The following is an 18,192-nucleotide window of genomic DNA, read 5'->3' as shown; positions in this document are numbered from 1 at the left end:
AGGGATTTGTAATTAGATAGAAAATAATAACTAGTTCAGCCACAAATTCACGAATTATGACATAAAGTTTTTTACTAAAATTTAATAGTATCGATTACATTTCGCTCCTATGGAACTTTAAAACATTTTTATTTTTTTTTATTAATATAACGCTCTTACAGAGCTAAAATCCCAGAAGGATGAAATATTAATAAATAATTATTTCAAAATTAAGTTAAGCCCTAAAAGGGCGAAATATGAAGTATTTACTAAGAATTTTAAAATTTAAAAAAGTTTTAATCAGACAACAATAATTAAAATACATAAAGTCTTGGCAAAAAACAAAAAAACGTGTTTGCGCTTCAAACCTAATACCTTATTTTTGATTATGAACGAAAGACAACGCTATCAAAATTTTTTAGATTGGGCAAAAAAGCAATATTGTCCTTTAACAACTATTTTCCCAACAATTCATAAAACCGATATTTTTCATATCGATTTAAGTAAAAAAAACACCACTGTAAAAACGGAAGCCGAGTTTAATAATCCAGCATTTTTTGGAGATAAATTAGCGGAAATTCAGGAAAAAAATCCGAAGAAAATAATTGCTGGTGGCTATTTAGAAAAACGGGCTTTGTATACTTCCGATATTTATAACGCTAAAAACTCATCAGAAAAAAGAAATATACACCTAGGTTTAGATTTTTGGTTGCCAGAAAACACGCCTGTTCACTCTCTATTTGATGGAGAAATTGTTTGTGCTGTTCATCAACAAGATCATAAAGGATATGGAGGTTTTATTATTTTAAAACATCAAACTAAGGAAACTACTTTTTATACTTTATATGGTCATTTATCTGAAGAAAGTGTTATACATTTTTCTGTAAATGATAAAATCAAAAAAGGAGAAAAAATTGGAGTTTTAGGAAATTATGAAGAAAATGGGAAATGGGTACCTCATTTACATTTTCAAATTATGTTGACTTTATTAGAGTATGAAAATGATTTTCCTGGTGTGGCTTTAAAAAGTGAAATCGATTTTTGGAAAGCCATTTGTCCGAATCCAAATGTATTATTTAAGAGTGATTCATTGTAAAAAAAATAAGTCACAGATTTTACGGATTAACACAGATAATATATCTCAAAATTAGAAAACCAAATTTATCAGTGAAAATCAGTGTAATCCGTGTCAAAAAATAAATCTTATCTTTATCAAATACAATTTTTAATCAACTACAGTTATGTATAAAAAAATATTTCTTCTAGTATTAGTTAGTATTTCCATCAATATTAACGCACAAGAAACAGACGAGAAATCTAAAAAATGGGATGTGAACAATCCCCATGAAAGTTGGCTGTACAATTCTTTTCAACTAGAAACCACAGAAGGAACTTGGATGAATTTAGATGTTTCTCCTGATGGAAAAACAATCGTTTTTGATTTGTTAGGTGATATTTATTCTATGCCAATTTCTGGAGGTACAACAACACTTTTGCGTTCTGGTTTAGCCTATGAAGTACAACCAAGATTTAGTCCAAATGGAAAATATATTTCCTTTACAAGTGATGCTGAAGGTGGGAATAATATTTGGGTAATGACTGCTGATGGCAATGATGCAAAATCGATTACTAAAGAAAAAATGCGATTGTTAAACAACGCTGTTTGGACTCCTGATGGAAAATCTTTAGTAGCTAGAAAACATTATACTTCTCAAAGGTCAGTTGGTGCAGGAGAAATGTGGCAATATCCACTTTCTGGAGCTGCTGGTTTGCAATTAACAAAACGTAAAAACGATCAACAAGATGTAAATGATCCATCAATATCACCAGATGGAAAATATTTATATTACGCAGAAGACATGTATCCAGGAGGCTTTTTTCAATACAATAAAGACCCAAACAAACAGATTTATGTTATTAAACAATATAATTTTGAAACTGGAGAAACTGAACAAATTACTGGTGGTCCAGGAGGTGCAGCAAGACCTGTCGTTTCTAAAGATGGTAAATTGTTGGCGTTTGTAAAACGTGTTAGAACAAAATCGGTTTTGTATATTCATGAGTTAGAAACTGGCAAAGAATATCCAATTTATGAGAATTTAAGCAAAGACCAAAGTGAAGCTTGGGCAGTTTTTGGAGTGTATCCTCATTTTGCTTGGATGCCTAACAATAAAGACATTGTTATTTGGGCACAGGGAAAAATCAACAGAATTAATGTTGAAAGCAAACAAATTACAAATATTCCTTTTCAAGTAAATACAGAAATTAAATTAGCGAAAACACACAGTGTAAAAAGAAAGGTTTTTCAAGAAAGTTTTTCATCAAAAATGATCAAAGACGTACAAACTTCTCCAGATGAAACAACTATAGTGTTTACTTCTTTAGGGCATATTTACAAAAAAGTTTTGCCAGATGGCATCCCAACAAGAATTACAACCTTAACAGATTTTGAGGGGGAACCTAGTTTTTCTGCGGATGGAAAATCGATTGTATTTGTAACTTGGAATGATGAAAATTTAGGTGCTATTTATAAAGTAAATTTAGATGGTACTTTATTAGAGAAAATTACTGAGGAAAAAGGAATTTACAGAACACCTGTTTACAACCGCTCAAACTCACAAATTGTATACAGAAAGGAATCTGGAAACGGAGATCAAGGATATGATTACACCAAAAAAACAGGAATTTATCTAGTAAATGCTGATGGGACTGATGCTAAAAGAGTTTCTAAAGAAGGAGAGTTCCCTGTTTTTTCTGCTGATGATTCTCGTATTTTCTATCAAACTGGTGGTGCTTTTTTTGGTGGCTTAACTAAAAAACTTAAAAGTGTCGATTTAAATGGAAAAGAAGAAAGAAGTCATTTTTCATCGAAATTAGCTAACAGATTAGTGCCAAGTGAGGACAATAAATTTGTCGCATTTATTCACTTACATAAATTATATGTGGCGCCTTTTGTAATCAATGGAAGCGAAATTGACTTGGATAACAACACCAAAGCTTTTAACGTAGAAAGTTTGTCTAAAAACGCAGGAATCAATTTGCATTGGGCAAGTGATAACTCTAAAGTTTTTTGGACTTTGGGTGATGAATATTTTTCAAAATCAATTGTAAACAACACTACCAATCCTTTTGCTAAAACCAATTTAGCTTCTGATGATGTTACAGGAATTAAAATCAACCTAAAAACAAAATCGGATATTCCTGAAGGTAGAATTGCGTTTAAAAATGCAAGAATTATTACCATGAATGGCAATCAGATTATTGAAGATGGAACCATCATCATCCACAAAAATAAAATAGAAAAAATTGGTAAAACTGCTGATATTACTATCCCTGCTGATGCCAAAGTTTACAAAATGTTAGGCAAAACAATTATGCCAGGAATGGTTGATGTGCATGCACATGTGGGTGCTTTTAGAAACGGATTAAGCACACAAAAACATTGGCAATTTTATGCAAATTTAGCCTTTGGAGTTACTACTTCTCATGACCCATCTGTACACACAGCAGCCGCTTTTACGTTGGAAGAATTGCAAAGAAGTGGCCATTTAGTGGGGCCAAGAATGTTCTCTACTGGATTTATTTTATATGGAGCAGAAGGCGATTTTAAAGCAGTCGTAAATAATTTAGACGATGCTCGTTTTGCGATTGCAAGAACGAAAGCCTTTGGAGCAAAATCTGTAAAAAGCTACAACCAACCAAGAAGAGAACAGCGTCAGCAAATTATGCAAGCTGCTAGAGAATTGGGGGTAAATGTAGTTCCTGAAGGGGGTTCTAATTTTTACTCAAACATGTCTATGATTTTTGATGGACATACAGGAATTGAACATAATATCCCTGTAAACCCTGTGTATAAAGATGTTATTTCTCTTTGGAAAAATAGCGAAACTGGCTACACTCCAACTTTAATTGTAAATTATGGAGGCATGAATGGTGAGTTTGAATGGTATCAAAAAACAAATGTTTGGGAAAATGAAACCTTGCTAAAATACACACCAAGATATGTGGTAGATTCTAGATCTAGACACAGAACTATGGTTCCTGAAGAGGAATATAAAAACGGACATATTCTAACTTCTGAAACAGTGACAGCTTTGGCAAACGAAGGTGTAAAAGTAAATTTAGGAGCTCATGGACAATTGCAAGGTTTGGGCGCTCATTGGGAATTATGGATGTTGCAACAAGGAGGCTTATCGAATCACGAGGCTTTAAAAGCAGCAACCATCAATGGCGCAAATTATATTGGTGTTGCTGATGAGTTGGGTTCTTTAGAAAGAGGAAAATTGGCGGATTTAATCATTTTAGATAAAAACCCTCTGGAAGACATTAAAAACTCAAATTCTGTAATTTACACAATGGTTAACGGACGTTTGTATGATGTTGATACCATGAACGAAATTGGAAATTACGATAACAAAAGAGGCAAGTTTTATTTTGAATTGGATGGTTACAACCAAGGTTTTCCTGTAAATATGCAAACAAATAGTTTTACAACGCCTACTTGTAGTTGTCATTAGAAAAGTGTACACTAATTAGATATAATTTATTTTTTAATGATTGATAAATCCTAATTTAGCTTATAACTACCTAAAACAATTAAGAATAAAAATGTCTTTCTGAGCTTGTCGAAGAATACTATTGTGAGTCTTCGACAAGCTCAGACTGACAAACGTTAATTGAATTGATATTTGGAAATTAATTTAACAAATAGCATATTCTCGAGTGCTCAAACAGAGAGTTTAAATATTAATATTCCTTTGGATACACAATCAAATCCAAAGCAACATCAAACTCATTTATAGCTTCAATTTTAGCAATAGGTTTAAAAAAATTTAAACCTATTTTTTTACAATCTTTTCTACATTTCGCTAAAAAACGATCGTAAAAACCTTTCCCATAGCCAACTCTATAATTTTGTGTATCAGAAATTAAAAGTGGTACAAAAACCATATCCAATTCCTCTTCATCAACTTGTAGTGCATTTTTGGGTTCTGGAACTCCGTATTTATTAACCTCTATAATTGTGTCTTTTTCTAAGTAATAATGGCTTAATGTATTGCTGATAAAATTGGTTTTAGAAACTACTATTTTTTTATGTTGACTTCTAAAATAATCAATAATAGGGTTGGTATTAATCTCCTTAAATTTTTCTAAAGTCAAGAAGATATGGATGGTTTTGATGCTTGAAATATCTAAGTTATAAATTTGATTGTAGATATTTGCTTGCATTTTTTGAATATCAACCAAAGATAAATCTTGTCTTATTTGTTTGTATATTTTTCGGAGTTCTTGTTTGGTCATTTTATAAAAAACTGTAAATTAATTTTTTATAATTTTTGTTTGAATAGTTTTATTTTCAGTCTCTATTCTTACCAAATAAAATCCTGCACTAAAATTAGAAAAATCTAAAATTTGTGGAATATTGGTTTTTTCTAAAACCAATATCCCTAATGAATTAAAAACTTTAAGTTTGCCAACATTTGTTGGTGATAAAATGTTAATTCTATCATCTGTAGGGTTTGGAAAAACCTTAAAATTATCTTTACCAAAAGAATCTAAACTTAACGTTTTATCATAGACAAATTCTTGCGTTAATACTGAACTCCAATTGCCAAAAGTATCTTTAAATTGAAAGTGAATGTAATTCGTTGAATTATTATTTAAATCACTCAACTCTAATTCATCTATTAAAATAAAACTTTCTTTTGGTTCTATATTTTCTTTTATAACATTTTCATAACTGTTATTTAACCAATATTTATAACTTGTTATTTTAGTTCCTAACATTGATATTTGTTTTCGAACATAAATATAATCTGATATTACAGAAGACCAAATACCATTATTATCTTTTGTTCTAAAATGGAATGTATTTAATCCATTTTTTAAATTAGATATATCAATTTCTTTATCAATAACTAAATTATTATTCGCTGCAAAATTTGAACTACTAATAATATCATCAAAATCATTATTAAACCAATATTGATATTGTGCTATACTATTTACATTACCATCAACTGCAATATTTGCTTTGTAGTTAGCTTTAAAACCTTTGAAATTATTTTCTGAATCACTTATAAATCTTACTAAAATAGCTCCTTGTTTTGAATAAATAGTATTAGGAATTGTAGCTCCAGAATAAACTTTGTAAGGATATGATGTGTTTGGACCATCGTAGATTACAACACCATCCTTACCTGTTTCAGTTTCAAATGAAGAAAAATTCAATTCAATAGAAATAGCATTTTCTGGCTGAATTAACCATCTACAATCAGAATTAACTGCATAATTGTTACCATTTCTACCAGCTTCAAAAGAACCAGTTTCATTTTTCAAAATCGTTGTTCCAGAGCAAACATCTTCTGTAAATGATGTATAAGAAAACTGCCAACCTTTGTCTGTAATAGAATTATCTGAAACAAATTTTACGAAAATTGCGCCACTACTTGATTGTATTCTTAAAGGCAAAAATTGATTTCCTGTAAATCTCTGTATGAGTTTTTCCGAATCTTCAGTTTCAGCATCATAAATTTCTAAATAATCTGTTGTTAAATTATTAGCTATTGTATTGACTTGTAAATTTAATTCATCAAAGTTTAAGGTTATTGAAGTCGAATTTTCTGGTTTTATCAACCAAGTACAATTGGCATTATTTCCATAATTATTTTCTCCACTACCATCTGAAACTACTCCAGATTCTTCAGTTAAAGTAATATTACTTGAACAAGGTTCTATACCATCTGAAGAGAAATTAAAAGACCAACCTTGCTTTGTGTTTTTATAATCTGTGCTAAAAGTTAAAAAAACCTCACCAGAAGGAATATTTAATTTATCTGGTAAAATATTGCCTGTGTATTTTGCCAAAGGTTCACTATTGCTATTTGTGCCTTTATAAATTTTTATAAAATCTTTTTCACTTTCTAAATCTAATAACGTAAAATCAATTTCTATATAAGTAGCATTTTCTGGGCTAATTGTCCAAGAACAGCTGTTATTATTTGTATAATTATTAGTTTTGCTACCATCTTCTAAAATTCCATTAGCCAAATAAATAAAGGTATTAGAATTACAATTTGTTATAGCATCGATACCTTCAAACTCTAAATTCCAGCCATCAGCTACTTGATTAGCATCTGTTTTAAACTGCAAATAAACAGAACTTGTTGTTGATTTTATTTCTAAAGGAAAAGTATTATTATCTGCAATACCTATCTTTTTTAAAATAGTTGCATTAGCATCAATACCATCATAAATTTTTAGAGTATCACCTTGTGCTAAATTAATATACTTAAATTTTAATAAAACATTTTCTGCGCCTATTGGACTTATTTGCCAAGAACAATTTTGATTATTATTATAATTTTCATTTAAACTGCCATCTTCTATAAAACCATAGGGATCTGTAATTATTGCTGTTTCACAAAAATTATTCAGATTTTTTATTACGCCAACTGCATACCAAGCATCTCTTATAGATCCTATATCTTCTCTAGTAAAACCGTGTTTATTTTGATAAAAAAATTCTGTAGCTGTATTTAGGGTTTCTTTTGCGAATTCCTTGTAGCCAGATTTTTTACCTAAAGTTCCGTTAGTTATTACCTCATATAAGATTTTTTCAATTTTTTCAAAACCTATTGCATTTACTGAAAAATTTTGTCCTATAATGTTAGTACCTGTATTAGGGTTCCCATTGTTTAAATCTGTTAAAAGGTAAAACCAAAAATTACCTATACCACTATTTGTATGAACATTTCCATAGTCATTTTCAGCACTTACGTCTTTGACGTCTTGCCAATAAATACTATAATTTTGGTCTCTATGATTTAAAGGATTATAGTTATAATATGTAGGCGATCTTCGGTCTACAACTACTATTGAATCTCTATTAGTTATAGATTTTACAAGAGCACAACCAGTATATTTTCTTTTAAAATTATCAGCAGATGGATTCTTCATTGATCTAACAGAGGGACTATTAAATTTTTGAGTACTTGTAATTTCCCAAGGTGTTGTAGTAAAATTTTCTATTTTTTTGCTTACATAATATTCAACTAACTCTCCAAACATATCAGCCAAACTTTCGTTCAAAGCACCACTTTCACCTTCGTATTTTAAAATGTTATTTTGATTTAAAATCAAGTGTAGATATTCATGTCCAATAATATCCTGTTCAACCCATGGATTTGAAAAGCATGAATCACCTAGACCAAAACCCAAGGAATGAGGTATTTTATGATCTAATAAATTTGAAAATGCCCAAGCAAAATTCCTATTACCAGAGATATTTTTGTCTGACTTTATATTTATAAAGGCAAAGATTTGTCCATTCTTACCATCTACTGACTTTCTCTTATGCACTTCTTCAAAATAATTATAAGAATTTTGAAGTCCCCAATAAATGTCTAAAGCTGGATTTTTTTCATTTTTAACGGTAGTCTGTAAAATATTGTTATTGTCATCGATAAACTTTTCAGATGAACTTGTTTGTTTAAAAGGGATTTTGAATGTACTAATTAATTTATCTTTCAAAAAAACATTTTCATGATATACTTCAGCTTTGACAGCTGTACTAGGTATATAATAATTATAATAGAAATTTGCTTTTAGCGATTTTTTTGCACTGGTGGTTCTTAAAATTATTTTGTCGTTTAAATCGTAAAGTATTAAATATAATTTGGGTGAAATATTTAAAGGGCTATTTCTTATTCTTTTCCAGTAATCAGAATCAATTTCAACAATTATATTTTCTAGAAAAGATCTTTGTCTCCAATTGTTAGTATTAGCAAATATAGGTGTTTTGGATTCTTCTTTGTTTTTTCCATTTAAATTTATAACACTAAAATTTTTATCAATATCTCTCAATTGATATTTTTCCCCATCAAAATAAGTAGTAATCTTTTGTTCTCCATAATAATAAGTTTCAGCAGTACCCTCAACCATTTGAGAGAAACTAACAAAACTTAAAAGGCAGAAAATTATTATAAAAATCTGCTTCATAATTAATTTTTTTGTGCTTCTACTTCTATTCTTATTTTTAATACCCCATTTTCATCTGTAGTGCCAGGTATTTCTGAAAAAATAATTTGTGGGTTAAAAGGTGCAGAACCATCTTTCCAAGGAAATCTTCCTCCGTAAATCCCCAAATCGGTTCCATCAGTGCCTGCATTTTTGAAGGAGGAGTTAGCTATTAATTGAAAGTTAGCAGAATTGTTGTCTATACCATTTAGTTGGGTATAATTAATAAACGTTTCATTAAGTACTAAATCACTATCAAAATTAGAACTACCAAAATTATCACCACTAACTCCATTAAGACTAATATTAAGATTATTTCTTAAACTACAATTTACTGGATACCAAATCCTGTAATTTGGGGGAAAAATATTATTATCAATATTACATTCATTGGGATTCAAAGAATTATATCTATCTGACATAACTAAAAAAATATTATTTCTAATCGAACATTTTGAAAGTGCGTATCCATTACCAACTAAAATATTATTACTTAAAACACTTGTAATTTTAGCCTGTATAGTAGTATTAGATAATATACAATTTTTTACCAATGAATTAGATGCATACAAATGTAAACTCAAAAAACATCTATCTATTAAATAGTTATTTAATTCTGTTACACTAAAAATATTTCTACTATATACACCAGATTTATTTACTGAAAACCTTATCCCAGTAATTGAACCATTGCTAGCACCTTCTTCTAAAACTAACATAGGTGTTGTATTATTTTTGCTCGATAAAATTGTAGCCCCTAAATTATTTGTTAAATCATAACCTTCACCAATTATATGCAGTTCTTTTCGAATTGTATCATTAACAACATAATTCTTTGCAGGCACGAATAATGTATCACCAGTAACAGATTTTTTAATGGCTTCACTTAAATCTTCGTAAAAAATTGGATCCCCTCCATTTTGTACAGCTATTAAATCTTGTGTAAAAACTTGATAGCAAGAAATGGTAAATGCAAGTAGAAGTAGTTTTGCTTTCATAATTATTTTTTTCTAAAAATATGAAAAATTATGATTCAAACATAAAAAAATAACTTTTATTTAAAAAAACTATTTTTATAACAACCTCATTTAAAGCCTATTCAATTCTTTTTGCAGTTTTTTAGTCAAGCCTTTTACCACTAAATCATATGAATGATTGATAAGTTCACGAACCAAATCATCAGAAACATCCCCAGTATTAATAGTTACTGTGTTCCATAATCTTTTGTTCATGTGCCAACCTGAGTTGACACCTTCAAACTCTTCTCTTAATGCAATTGCTTTTTCAGGATCGCATTTTAAGTTGATGGTTTCTTCGCCTTTTTCCCATCTCTCTAAACTACTCAAAGCAAACATTTTATCCATCACCTTAAAAACCAAGGTAACCTCATCAAAAGGAAAATGTTCTGTAACTCCTTTTTTAGCAATGCAATAATCTCTTAATTGTTCTATGTGCATAGTTTTGTATAAAAATATGTTTTTACAATTTAAAAAAGTATCTTTAACTACCCAAATAAACAAGACTTTAAAATGGAAGAAGGTTTTTTAGAAAACACAACAGTAATCGATTATTCTGATAAAAATTATCAAAAAACAAAATTTACATCACTTTCTGAAGTGGATATGACAACTCCAAAAAAAGGAATTCGATGGGTAAATACTTATGGTTTAGAATATCAAAAAGACTTCAAAAACGTTATTTTACAAAATAATTTAGACGATTTTTTAATTAAATTGTTAATGGAAGATGAGCATGCCACCAAAGTAATTGTGTTGGATGATTTGCTCTTTGTTGCTGTAAAAGTGTTAAAAACCGAAGGTAGAACTTTAGATGATGAACAGATGATTTTTATTGTTTCGCCTCATTATTTATGGAGTATTCAAGAAAAACCTGGCGATTATTTTAATTGGATTCGTGAGCGTTTAGAAAACCATAAAGGAATTGTTAGAAAGAAAAAAGCAGATTATTTACTATACCTAATTATCGAAGCTATTATAGATAATTACCAAGAAACATACTTAAAACATGCAGCTATTGGTGCTGATCAATTGAACGCAAAACATATAAAACCAACACCCGAATTTACTTCTTTAGTAGAAAACAGAAAGCAAGAATTGTTTAGTTTTAAAAAGGCTGCTATTGGTTTAAGAGACATGATCGTAAAATTAGAAAAAGTTGAAATTAATGGAATTGAAGTAAAATATTTTAGTGAGATTAAAGAGCAAACCAATAATTTAATTTCGAATATCGATTTTGAATTACAGGAATTAGAAAGTAAAATCAACTTGATTTTTAGTATTCAAGGTCATAGATTAAATGAAGTAATGAAAACTTTAACGATTCTCTCTGTTATATTTATTCCGTTAACTTTTTTAGCGGGTATTTACGGAATGAATTTCGAGAATATTCCTGAACTAAAAAACCCAAATGGTTACTTTATTTTATTAGGTGTGATGGTTTTAGTAACTGTGCTTGCTGTTTGGTATTTTAAGCGTAAAAAATGGTTTTGATGAAATGACACGAATTGTACGAATTACGCTAATTCTTTTTGACACGGATTTCACTTATTTTCACTGATGATTGTTTGTGAATAGGTTTATAAAAATATAAGACCTGTCGGGTTTTATTTGTCTTTCTTACTAAACATTTTAAGAAACCAAAAGAATAAACCAATAACTCCAAATGCTCCTAAAAACCATTTTCCTAAATTAATTAAAACAAAAACTCCCAAACCTCTTTTAGAATTGCTTTCTTGAAGCATTAATAAGATAGCATTTATTTTACTTGAATTTTCAATAAAATAATATAACAATAATGCTAAAACTGAAAACAAGAAAACCTTTGAATATCTACGAAATCTACTCATTTGAAAATGATTTTATATCTAAAAAAACAAAACATAAAAAAGGAATTCCAGTTACAAAAGTAAATACTGCAAGTCCATCATTAAATAAATTTTTAGTAATCAAAAAGAAACCAAATAGCATCGATAGAATCCCTAAAGATTTTAATGAAACATTAATTTTATTATTAAAAAACTTAAAAATAGAACTCAAAAAAAATATTTGTCCGATAAAAGAAAAAAGTAGAAAATACAACAACATATTTTCATAAGAATTACTAAAAGAAAAGGATGGTAAATCGCCACCATTAAAAGCAAATTCTCCTTCAAAAATTAATGAATTTATAGAAAACAATTCAATCAAAATAATTGGTCCAAATCCATGACCTGCTCCAATACAAACAATAAAATTTGAAACTAAAATTCCTAAAGATTTTAATGTTTTAATCATTTAAAGAATATGTAAAATTAACAATCTTTCTTTCGATTTTAAATAATTGTTGTTTAATCAATTACAAAACTTCAAAAATTATTAAAACACAAGTAAGTGCTGATATAAGCATTGCCAAATAATGAATTCTTGTTTGAGTTTTATATAAAGTCAAAATATGAGAACAGATATAATCTACATTTAACCAAATTATAGAAATAATAAAGATTACAAAACCTGCAAAAAAAGCTGGAGGCGCTGTATGACTATATCCCTGAACACCAGTAGCAAAATATAAATAAATTACAATTAAAAAACTTACTGCATAAAAAGCTATTTTAATTTTTTTATACATTAATTAAAATTTAAAAAACTCTTTAAAATAGCGAAACTTTCTTCAGGATTTTCTTCCATTGGCACATGACCAGAATTTGGTAAAACAACCAATTGTGAATTTGGCAAAATGCTATCCATACGTTTTCCATTATCTAAAGGAATCCAAGAATCTTTTGCTCCCCAAATTAGTAAGGTTGGTGTTTGTATGCTTTTTAACTTGTCAACATTTGCTTTTGTGCCTAACTTAAAATCTACCTTTGCTCTGTCTATAAAAGCTTGTCTGTTGCCATCTCTTAAAGCCATTTTATGATAGCGAGTAATTAAATCATCTGTAATTTTTGTTTCATCTCCATATACTTCTTGCATGTTCTTTTTGATGAAAAACTTTGGAGTTACATATAAAAATAGAGTGTTTAAAACTGGCGTTTTTGCCATTTTAAAAATTGCAGGTTGTGGTTTGTTTGTGGGCAATCCACTTGCATCCACCAAAATCAGTTTTGCTATGCTCTTTGGATGTTCTGCTGCATAATTCCAAGCAATATTGCCTCCAAGAGAATTTCCTGCCAAATGGAATGTATCAACATTTAGTTTCGTTAAAAATTGATGTAAAAAATCTGTATAAGCTTTTATAGAATAATCTGCTTTTTGGTTTGGTCCTGTAATTCCAAATGCAGGCAAATCCATTCTAATAACTCTGTAGTTTTTTGTGAGTTCTTGTGTCCAAGCATCCCAAGTGTGCAAAGAGGCTGCAGTTCCATGCACTAAAACAATAGGAAATCCTTTGCCTTCATCTCTATAATGCACTTGCATTCCATCAATCTCTATAAATTTAGAATGCTCGTTTGCGTATTCCTTCTTTAAATCTTCAACAGAAATATCAGCATAAAAAACACTACTTATTAAGAGTATTAGAAATACTAAAACTGCATAAAAATAATATTTTCTTTTGCTCTTTTTTGCCATTCTTATTTTATGATTTCATATAAAATAGGCTTACTAGGTGTTGCATCATTCTCGAAAGGTGCAATCATTAAATTGAGTAAATATTCGCCATCTTCTACTGAATTTGGCACATAAATAAATTCTGTAATGGTAGCATCCATCCTTATTTCGCCATCTGTATTCCAAAATGCATTATGAGATAATAATTTTCCATCATCTTTTTCTTTATCTACTGATGGCAAATCAATTAACAAATGTTTAATCCCTTTTTCTCTTAAATAAATAGCTGCTTTTTCAGACAAATACGTTGGGTTTGTATTTGAATACTGCATGCTTTTTTTCTCTTCTAAATTTGGCAAGGTTCTAATTACAATCGCATCACGTTTTTTATTTCTTAAAGCTGTTTTTAATTGTTTAACGCCAATTAAAAAATCTCCATTATGAAACAAAGGAGCAATGGTAACAACCTCAGCTAAAAAAATAAAATATTTTAAATTTTTATTGATAGAATGTACTTTTTCTGTGATATGCCCAACACATTCTGTATGGGTAATATGCGAATGTGGATTAAACTGAATGTTATTAAAATTAACCACTGCTCCATTGGCTACACTAATTTCATAACCTTCTTGAGTTTCTGCAGAAATCTTTGGAGCATCTGCATACCAAGCATTTATATTTTTTTTTGAGACATCTATAGGAATTGAAATATCTATTGGATTAGAAATATCTACCTCTATTTTTCTTGAATTATATTCTATGGTTGCTTTCATTATTGATAACTTTCTTGTACTGAACTTGTTTCACTAGTTCAGTAATTTTTAAATTTTTTCATTAAATTTTAATTAGGCTAAATTTAGCATAAATAAGTCTGATGCCAATCCATCAGACAAAAATTTTCCTTTTTTAGTGGTTTTTAAAACATTATTTTCGATGCACAACAATTCTTGTGTAATAAACTTTTCAGATTGCATTTGTAAATATTTTGAATAATTTTCTCCAAAATCCTTTTTTATTTTTGATAAAGAAACACCCCAAATTGTGCGCAAACCTGTCATTACGTATTCATTATACCTATCTGTAACAGACAATGTTTCTCTTTGAATTGGTAATTCGTTTTGATTAATTTTTTTAATATAAATCGAATTGTTTTGCACATTCCAACTTCTTTGTTTTCCATTAAACGAATGTGCTGCTGGCCCAATACCCAAATAGGATTTACCCAACCAATAAGCAGAATTATTTTTACTAAAAAAACCTTTTTTTCCAAAATTTGACAACTCATAATGAATAAAATCTGCCTTGTGTAATTCTTCTGTAAGAATTACAAACTGTTCTTCTGCTTTGTCATCATCTACATTTTTAATAATTCCTTTTTTAATAAAACTATCTAAAGCAGTTTCTGGCTCTACAGTAAGTGCGTAACTAGAAATATGAGGCACTCCAAAACTTAATGCAGTTTGTATATTTGTACGCCATTGTTCGTTTGTACAATCTGGAATTCCGTAAATTAAATCTACAGAAATATTATCAAAATATTGTGTTGCTAATTGTAGACTTTTTTTGGCTTCCTCTGAATTATGAGCCCTATTCATCAACTTTAAATCGTGTTCAAAAAAAGATTGCACACCAATACTTAATCTATTAATTTTAGATTTAGACAGTTCAATTATTTTTTCTTCGGATAAATCATCTGGGTTTGCTTCTAAGGTAATTTCTGGATTTTCAACCACGTCAAAATTGCTATAAACAGCATCGATTAAGGTATTTATTTCTTCGGTTGATAAAATACTTGGAGTTCCACCACCAAAATAAATGGTTTCAATAGGACTATTATTAAGTTCTTCTTTTCTTAATTCGATTTCCTTTACTAAACAAGAAAGTAATTCATCTTTCTTTTTCATTGAAGTAGAAAAATAAAAATTGCAATAATAACATGCTTGCTTGCAAAAAGGAATGTGGATGTAGATGCCTGAGGCCCCTCCTAACCTACCCAAAAGGGAGGAACTCTTACTGTTGTGCATATGCTCTATTGTAATGAATTTCAATTATTACTTTTTCTTTCGAAGATTTATAACCGTACTATTTTTTGAGCCCCCTTTGGGAGTTTGGGGGCTATTCTGTTTCACAAAACTCGCCCAACCTGTATAATTTTTTCCTCCAACAACTCTTCCTGAATTGTAAAAATGACAAACTGCAGCTGCTAAACCATCTGTTGCATCTAAATTTTTAGGTAATGTTGTTAAATTTAAAAGCGATTTTAGCATCAAAGCCACTTGTTCTTTACTGGCACTTCCATTTCCTGTAATTGCCATTTTTATTTTCTTTGGCAAATATTCTGTAATGGGAATTTCTCTTGACAATCCTGCAGCCATAGCAACACCTTGTGCTCTTCCAAGTTTTAACATCGATTGTACATTTTTGCCAAAAAATGGGGCTTCAATTGCAATTTCATCAGGATGATAAGTATCAATTAACTCAATTGTTCTTTCAAAAATGAGTTTTAATTTTAAATAGTGATCTGTATATTTTGTAAGAATTAGTTCATTCATTTGAATAAATTCCATTTTTTTACCAACAACTTTTATGACTCCAAAACCCATAATGGTTGTTCCTGGATCAATTCCTAAAATTATTTTTTCTACTTTCAAAAAAGGTATATTAATTTTAAAAAAACATTTCTAAAAGAACCTCAGCATTGTACCAAATCAATACTACTATAATTAGAATCAAAATTAAAAAGAGTCCTTTTTTTGGTTTTGATTCTTTCTGTTTTCCAAATTTTCTTCTGAATTCCATTATATATATTTAATTAGAAATTATTTGTGAATTTAAAAATGTTCTCGATACAATTTCGATGAAAAATCGAAATCACTCGAACTGACAAATCGTTAGCTTTATATAAAATTGTAAACTGCCAACTAATCCTTAATCGCTCTTAACATTTCTCTTTTTCCTGGAGGTCCTGCTAATCTTTCTACAGTAAAACCTACAGCTTGCATGGCTCTTCTAACACTTCCTTTTGCAGCATACGTTGTTAAAATTCCACCCACTTTTAAAGCAACAAACATTTTCTGAAAAATTTGTTCTGTCCATAATTCAGGTTGATTTGTAGCTCCAAAAGCATCAAAATAAATTAAATCAAAAGCATTTTCATCATCAATATCTGCAAAAAATTGTTTTCTTTTCGTCAATAAAAAATCATCTGAAATTGTATGTTTTTCATTCCAAGAAATTGCGTGCATTTTGTTAAAAACAGCTTGATTATTTTCTGCTTTTAGTTCATCTACATAATTTAATTTTTCAACTTCATTGGCAGCAACTGGATATGCTTCTACACCAACATAATCAATTTTTATGTTTTTTTTATCTGCTTCTAAAAAAGTGATAAATGCATTTAAACCTGTGCCAAAACCAATTTCTAAAATTGAAATACTAGTTTGAGTAATTTCATGTTTATTAGAATTTGTCTCTAAATATTTCTCAAAACCTGCTTTTATAAAAACATGATACGCTTCTTGTATAGCACCATGTTTGGAGTGATATTGCTCATTCCAATCTGGTAAATGAATACTTGTAGAACCGTCTGAAGTTATAAAAATTTCTCTTTTCATTATTGAATCAATAACTTTTTAATTTTTGGAATTGGTCCAATACACGTAGTTTTATGGCAAGCAATACAGCTATTAATAGTATTATTATGCATCAACTTTAAAGAATCTTTACTGGTTTCAAAAACCATTTTATAATTCTGCAAATAAAAATCTGAATAGCCTTTAAAAGCAACATCTCTATCTGTAGGATCTGTTAAAGTTGCTGTATGAATATTTAAAAATTCTTCTGGAAATTTAGTTGGGGTTTTTCCATCTAAAATCAGTTCTTTGTTTTCTAAATTGGCATCATACATTTTTAACATTAAAACCGCCATTTCTGACGGTTTATAGATAGTATTCTTTGTGGTGGCTTGTTTTTTTTCTTCTTTAGAAACGCATCCAAAAAATAAACAAACTAAAAAAATCTGAAATAAATATTTCATTATTTTTTTAATAAAACTCCATTTGCTTCAAAAGCCAATTCTCTTTTAGATTCTGTAATTGAAGCAATTTCTTCTTTTGATTTTCCTGCATCTTCTGCATAATGTTGTAGTTCTTCTACAGAAGTTTCTTGTACAAAAGCTTTCCCTTCTAAAATAACCTCTCTGTCTTTAGCATCTAAAGGCATAAAAAATCCATAATCCTTAAAACGAACCATTGTTTCTTCTTCGCCAACAGGCAATTTCATCCAACATCCTTTTTTAGAACAAACTTCATTTATTGTTGATGCAAATTTTGCATTGATAGTATCACCAACTTTCATATTACTGAATTTTGCCAACATTTCATCAGAACTCATTACGTTTTCATCAGTTATTTTATCACCATAAGATTCGTAATTCATGGCAATTTCAGCACCTTCTTTTTCCGAAGATTTTTCTACTTTTTCGTTTTTACAAGCTCCAAATACTAAAAGTGCAACTGCACAAAATTTGATTACATTTTTCATATTATAATTATTTAACACATTTACTACAAAAGTAATAAATTAAACACGAATTACGCTGATTTCTTTAAGTTTTGAATAAATAATTTTAGTACATTTGTGCTAT

General features: G+C 29.2%; 17 protein-coding genes. 3 read left to right on the top strand and 14 right to left on the bottom strand.

All coding sequences use genetic code 11. The annotated features are described in order from the left end of the window. Positions 1 to 367 precede the first annotated feature (367 nt). Both P161_RS18335 and P161_RS0109745 read left to right on the top strand, forming a co-directional pair. Positions 368 to 1,075, top strand: a complete 708-nt coding sequence (locus P161_RS18335; RefSeq protein WP_036841380.1) for a peptidoglycan DD-metalloendopeptidase family protein — start codon at positions 368 to 370, stop codon at positions 1,073 to 1,075. 145 nt (positions 1,076 to 1,220) lie between these two features. Beyond that, entirely contained in the window at positions 1,221 to 4,496 is a 3,276-nt protein-coding gene (locus P161_RS0109745; protein ID WP_026776814.1) for an amidohydrolase family protein, read from the top strand. Positions 4,497 to 4,725: 229 nt separating this feature from the next. On the opposite strand, the gene P161_RS0109740 is transcribed toward P161_RS0109745, so the two are convergent. The 4 genes from P161_RS0109740 to P161_RS0109725 all read right to left on the bottom strand — a co-directional run bounded on the left by P161_RS0109740 (position 4,726) and on the right by P161_RS0109725 (position 10,454). Continuing rightward, entirely contained in the window at positions 4,726 to 5,280 is a 555-nt protein-coding gene (locus P161_RS0109740; RefSeq protein ID WP_026776813.1) for a 5-formyltetrahydrofolate cyclo-ligase, read from the bottom strand. Positions 5,281 to 5,298: 18 nt separating this feature from the next. Beyond that, on the bottom strand, positions 5,299 to 8,979 hold the full coding sequence (locus P161_RS0109735) for a CUB domain-containing protein (protein WP_081817017.1): 3,681 nt from the start codon (positions 8,977 to 8,979) through the stop codon (positions 5,299 to 5,301). Positions 8,980 to 8,981: 2 nt separating this feature from the next. Next, positions 8,982 to 9,995, bottom strand: a complete 1,014-nt coding sequence (locus P161_RS0109730; protein ID WP_026776811.1) for a hypothetical protein — start codon at positions 9,993 to 9,995, stop codon at positions 8,982 to 8,984. 90 nt (positions 9,996 to 10,085) lie between these two features. After that, on the bottom strand, positions 10,086 to 10,454 hold the full coding sequence (locus P161_RS0109725) for an MmcQ/YjbR family DNA-binding protein (RefSeq protein WP_026776810.1): 369 nt from the start codon (positions 10,452 to 10,454) through the stop codon (positions 10,086 to 10,088). A 72-nt stretch (positions 10,455 to 10,526) separates the two neighbouring features. On the opposite strand from P161_RS0109725, the gene P161_RS0109720 reads away from it, so the two are divergent. Next, positions 10,527 to 11,507, top strand: a complete 981-nt coding sequence (locus P161_RS0109720; protein ID WP_026776809.1) for a magnesium and cobalt transport protein CorA — start codon at positions 10,527 to 10,529, stop codon at positions 11,505 to 11,507. 113 nt (positions 11,508 to 11,620) lie between these two features. On the opposite strand, the gene P161_RS0109715 is transcribed toward P161_RS0109720, so the two are convergent. From P161_RS0109715 to P161_RS0109665, 10 genes are all read right to left on the bottom strand, one after another. Further along, positions 11,621 to 11,863, bottom strand: a complete 243-nt coding sequence (locus tag P161_RS0109715) for a hypothetical protein (RefSeq protein WP_155810453.1) — start codon at positions 11,861 to 11,863, stop codon at positions 11,621 to 11,623. Beyond that, the gene (locus P161_RS0109710) at positions 11,856 to 12,290 is read right to left on the bottom strand and encodes a hypothetical protein (RefSeq protein ID WP_026776807.1); all 435 of its coding nucleotides are present in this window, start codon (positions 12,288 to 12,290) and stop codon (positions 11,856 to 11,858) included. The genes P161_RS0109715 and P161_RS0109710 overlap by 8 nt, the downstream gene beginning before the upstream one ends. Positions 12,291 to 12,351: 61 nt before the next feature. Then, positions 12,352 to 12,624 (bottom strand): hypothetical protein, encoded by a 273-nt coding sequence (locus tag P161_RS0109705; RefSeq protein WP_026776806.1) that lies wholly within the window; start codon positions 12,622 to 12,624, stop codon positions 12,352 to 12,354. Next, entirely contained in the window at positions 12,624 to 13,568 is a 945-nt protein-coding gene (locus P161_RS0109700; RefSeq protein ID WP_026776805.1) for an alpha/beta fold hydrolase, read from the bottom strand. Before P161_RS0109700 ends, P161_RS0109705 begins: the two co-directional genes overlap by 1 nt. 2 nt (positions 13,569 to 13,570) lie before the next feature. Continuing rightward, positions 13,571 to 14,320 carry a cyclase family protein gene (locus P161_RS0109695; protein WP_026776804.1) on the bottom strand — a complete coding sequence of 250 codons (750 nt, stop codon included), beginning with the start codon at positions 14,318 to 14,320 and terminating at the stop codon, positions 13,571 to 13,573. 72 nt (positions 14,321 to 14,392) lie between these two features. Then, on the bottom strand, positions 14,393 to 15,571 hold the full coding sequence (gene hemW / locus P161_RS0109690) for a radical SAM family heme chaperone HemW (RefSeq protein ID WP_051605712.1): 1,179 nt from the start codon (positions 15,569 to 15,571) through the stop codon (positions 14,393 to 14,395). Between the two features lie 27 nt (positions 15,572 to 15,598). After that, the gene (gene ruvC / locus P161_RS18330) at positions 15,599 to 16,198 is read right to left on the bottom strand and encodes a crossover junction endodeoxyribonuclease RuvC (RefSeq protein WP_231494725.1); all 600 of its coding nucleotides are present in this window, start codon (positions 16,196 to 16,198) and stop codon (positions 15,599 to 15,601) included. Positions 16,199 to 16,468: 270 nt separating this feature from the next. Continuing rightward, positions 16,469 to 17,161 carry a tRNA (5-methylaminomethyl-2-thiouridine)(34)-methyltransferase MnmD gene (gene mnmD / locus P161_RS0109675; RefSeq protein ID WP_026776802.1) on the bottom strand — a complete coding sequence of 231 codons (693 nt, stop codon included), beginning with the start codon at positions 17,159 to 17,161 and terminating at the stop codon, positions 16,469 to 16,471. Beyond that, positions 17,161 to 17,583 (bottom strand): hypothetical protein, encoded by a 423-nt coding sequence (locus P161_RS0109670; protein WP_036841376.1) that lies wholly within the window; start codon positions 17,581 to 17,583, stop codon positions 17,161 to 17,163. The genes mnmD and P161_RS0109670 overlap by 1 nt, the downstream gene beginning before the upstream one ends. Beyond that, positions 17,583 to 18,089, bottom strand: a complete 507-nt coding sequence (locus P161_RS0109665) for a DUF4920 domain-containing protein (protein WP_026776800.1) — start codon at positions 18,087 to 18,089, stop codon at positions 17,583 to 17,585. The genes P161_RS0109670 and P161_RS0109665 overlap by 1 nt, the downstream gene beginning before the upstream one ends. Between the last annotated feature and the right edge of the window lie 103 nt (positions 18,090 to 18,192).

Source organism: Polaribacter sp. Hel_I_88 (assembly GCF_000687935.1).
Lineage (GTDB): Bacteria > Bacteroidota > Bacteroidia > Flavobacteriales > Flavobacteriaceae > Polaribacter.
The sequence above is the reverse complement of the archived record's forward strand: the minus strand, read 5'-3'. Positions and strand labels throughout refer to the sequence as shown.

What these genes read in the sequence shown, in the direction of transcription:
- P161_RS18335 (WP_036841380.1), top strand. Translation starts at nt 368, where the DNA reads ATGAACGAAAGACAACGCTATCAAAATTTTTTAGATTGGGCAAAAAAG.
- P161_RS0109745 (WP_026776814.1), top strand. Translation starts at nt 1,221, where the DNA reads ATGTATAAAAAAATATTTCTTCTAGTATTAGTTAGTATTTCCATCAAT.
- P161_RS0109740 (WP_026776813.1), bottom strand. Translation starts at nt 5,280, where the DNA reads ATGACCAAACAAGAACTCCGAAAAATATACAAACAAATAAGACAAGAT.
- P161_RS0109735 (WP_081817017.1), bottom strand. Translation starts at nt 8,979, where the DNA reads ATGAAGCAGATTTTTATAATAATTTTCTGCCTTTTAAGTTTTGTTAGT.
- P161_RS0109730 (WP_026776811.1), bottom strand. Translation starts at nt 9,995, where the DNA reads ATGAAAGCAAAACTACTTCTACTTGCATTTACCATTTCTTGCTATCAA.
- P161_RS0109725 (WP_026776810.1), bottom strand. Translation starts at nt 10,454, where the DNA reads ATGCACATAGAACAATTAAGAGATTATTGCATTGCTAAAAAAGGAGTT.
- P161_RS0109720 (WP_026776809.1), top strand. Translation starts at nt 10,527, where the DNA reads ATGGAAGAAGGTTTTTTAGAAAACACAACAGTAATCGATTATTCTGAT.
- P161_RS0109715 (WP_155810453.1), bottom strand. Translation starts at nt 11,863, where the DNA reads ATGAGTAGATTTCGTAGATATTCAAAGGTTTTCTTGTTTTCAGTTTTA.
- P161_RS0109710 (WP_026776807.1), bottom strand. Translation starts at nt 12,290, where the DNA reads ATGATTAAAACATTAAAATCTTTAGGAATTTTAGTTTCAAATTTTATT.
- P161_RS0109705 (WP_026776806.1), bottom strand. Translation starts at nt 12,624, where the DNA reads ATGTATAAAAAAATTAAAATAGCTTTTTATGCAGTAAGTTTTTTAATT.
- P161_RS0109700 (WP_026776805.1), bottom strand. Translation starts at nt 13,568, where the DNA reads ATGGCAAAAAAGAGCAAAAGAAAATATTATTTTTATGCAGTTTTAGTA.
- P161_RS0109695 (WP_026776804.1), bottom strand. Translation starts at nt 14,320, where the DNA reads ATGAAAGCAACCATAGAATATAATTCAAGAAAAATAGAGGTAGATATT.
- hemW (WP_051605712.1), bottom strand. Translation starts at nt 15,571, where the DNA reads ATGCACAACAGTAAGAGTTCCTCCCTTTTGGGTAGGTTAGGAGGGGCC.
- mnmD (WP_026776802.1), bottom strand. Translation starts at nt 17,161, where the DNA reads ATGAAAAGAGAAATTTTTATAACTTCAGACGGTTCTACAAGTATTCAT.
- P161_RS0109670 (WP_036841376.1), bottom strand. Translation starts at nt 17,583, where the DNA reads ATGAAATATTTATTTCAGATTTTTTTAGTTTGTTTATTTTTTGGATGC.
- P161_RS0109665 (WP_026776800.1), bottom strand. Translation starts at nt 18,089, where the DNA reads ATGAAAAATGTAATCAAATTTTGTGCAGTTGCACTTTTAGTATTTGGA.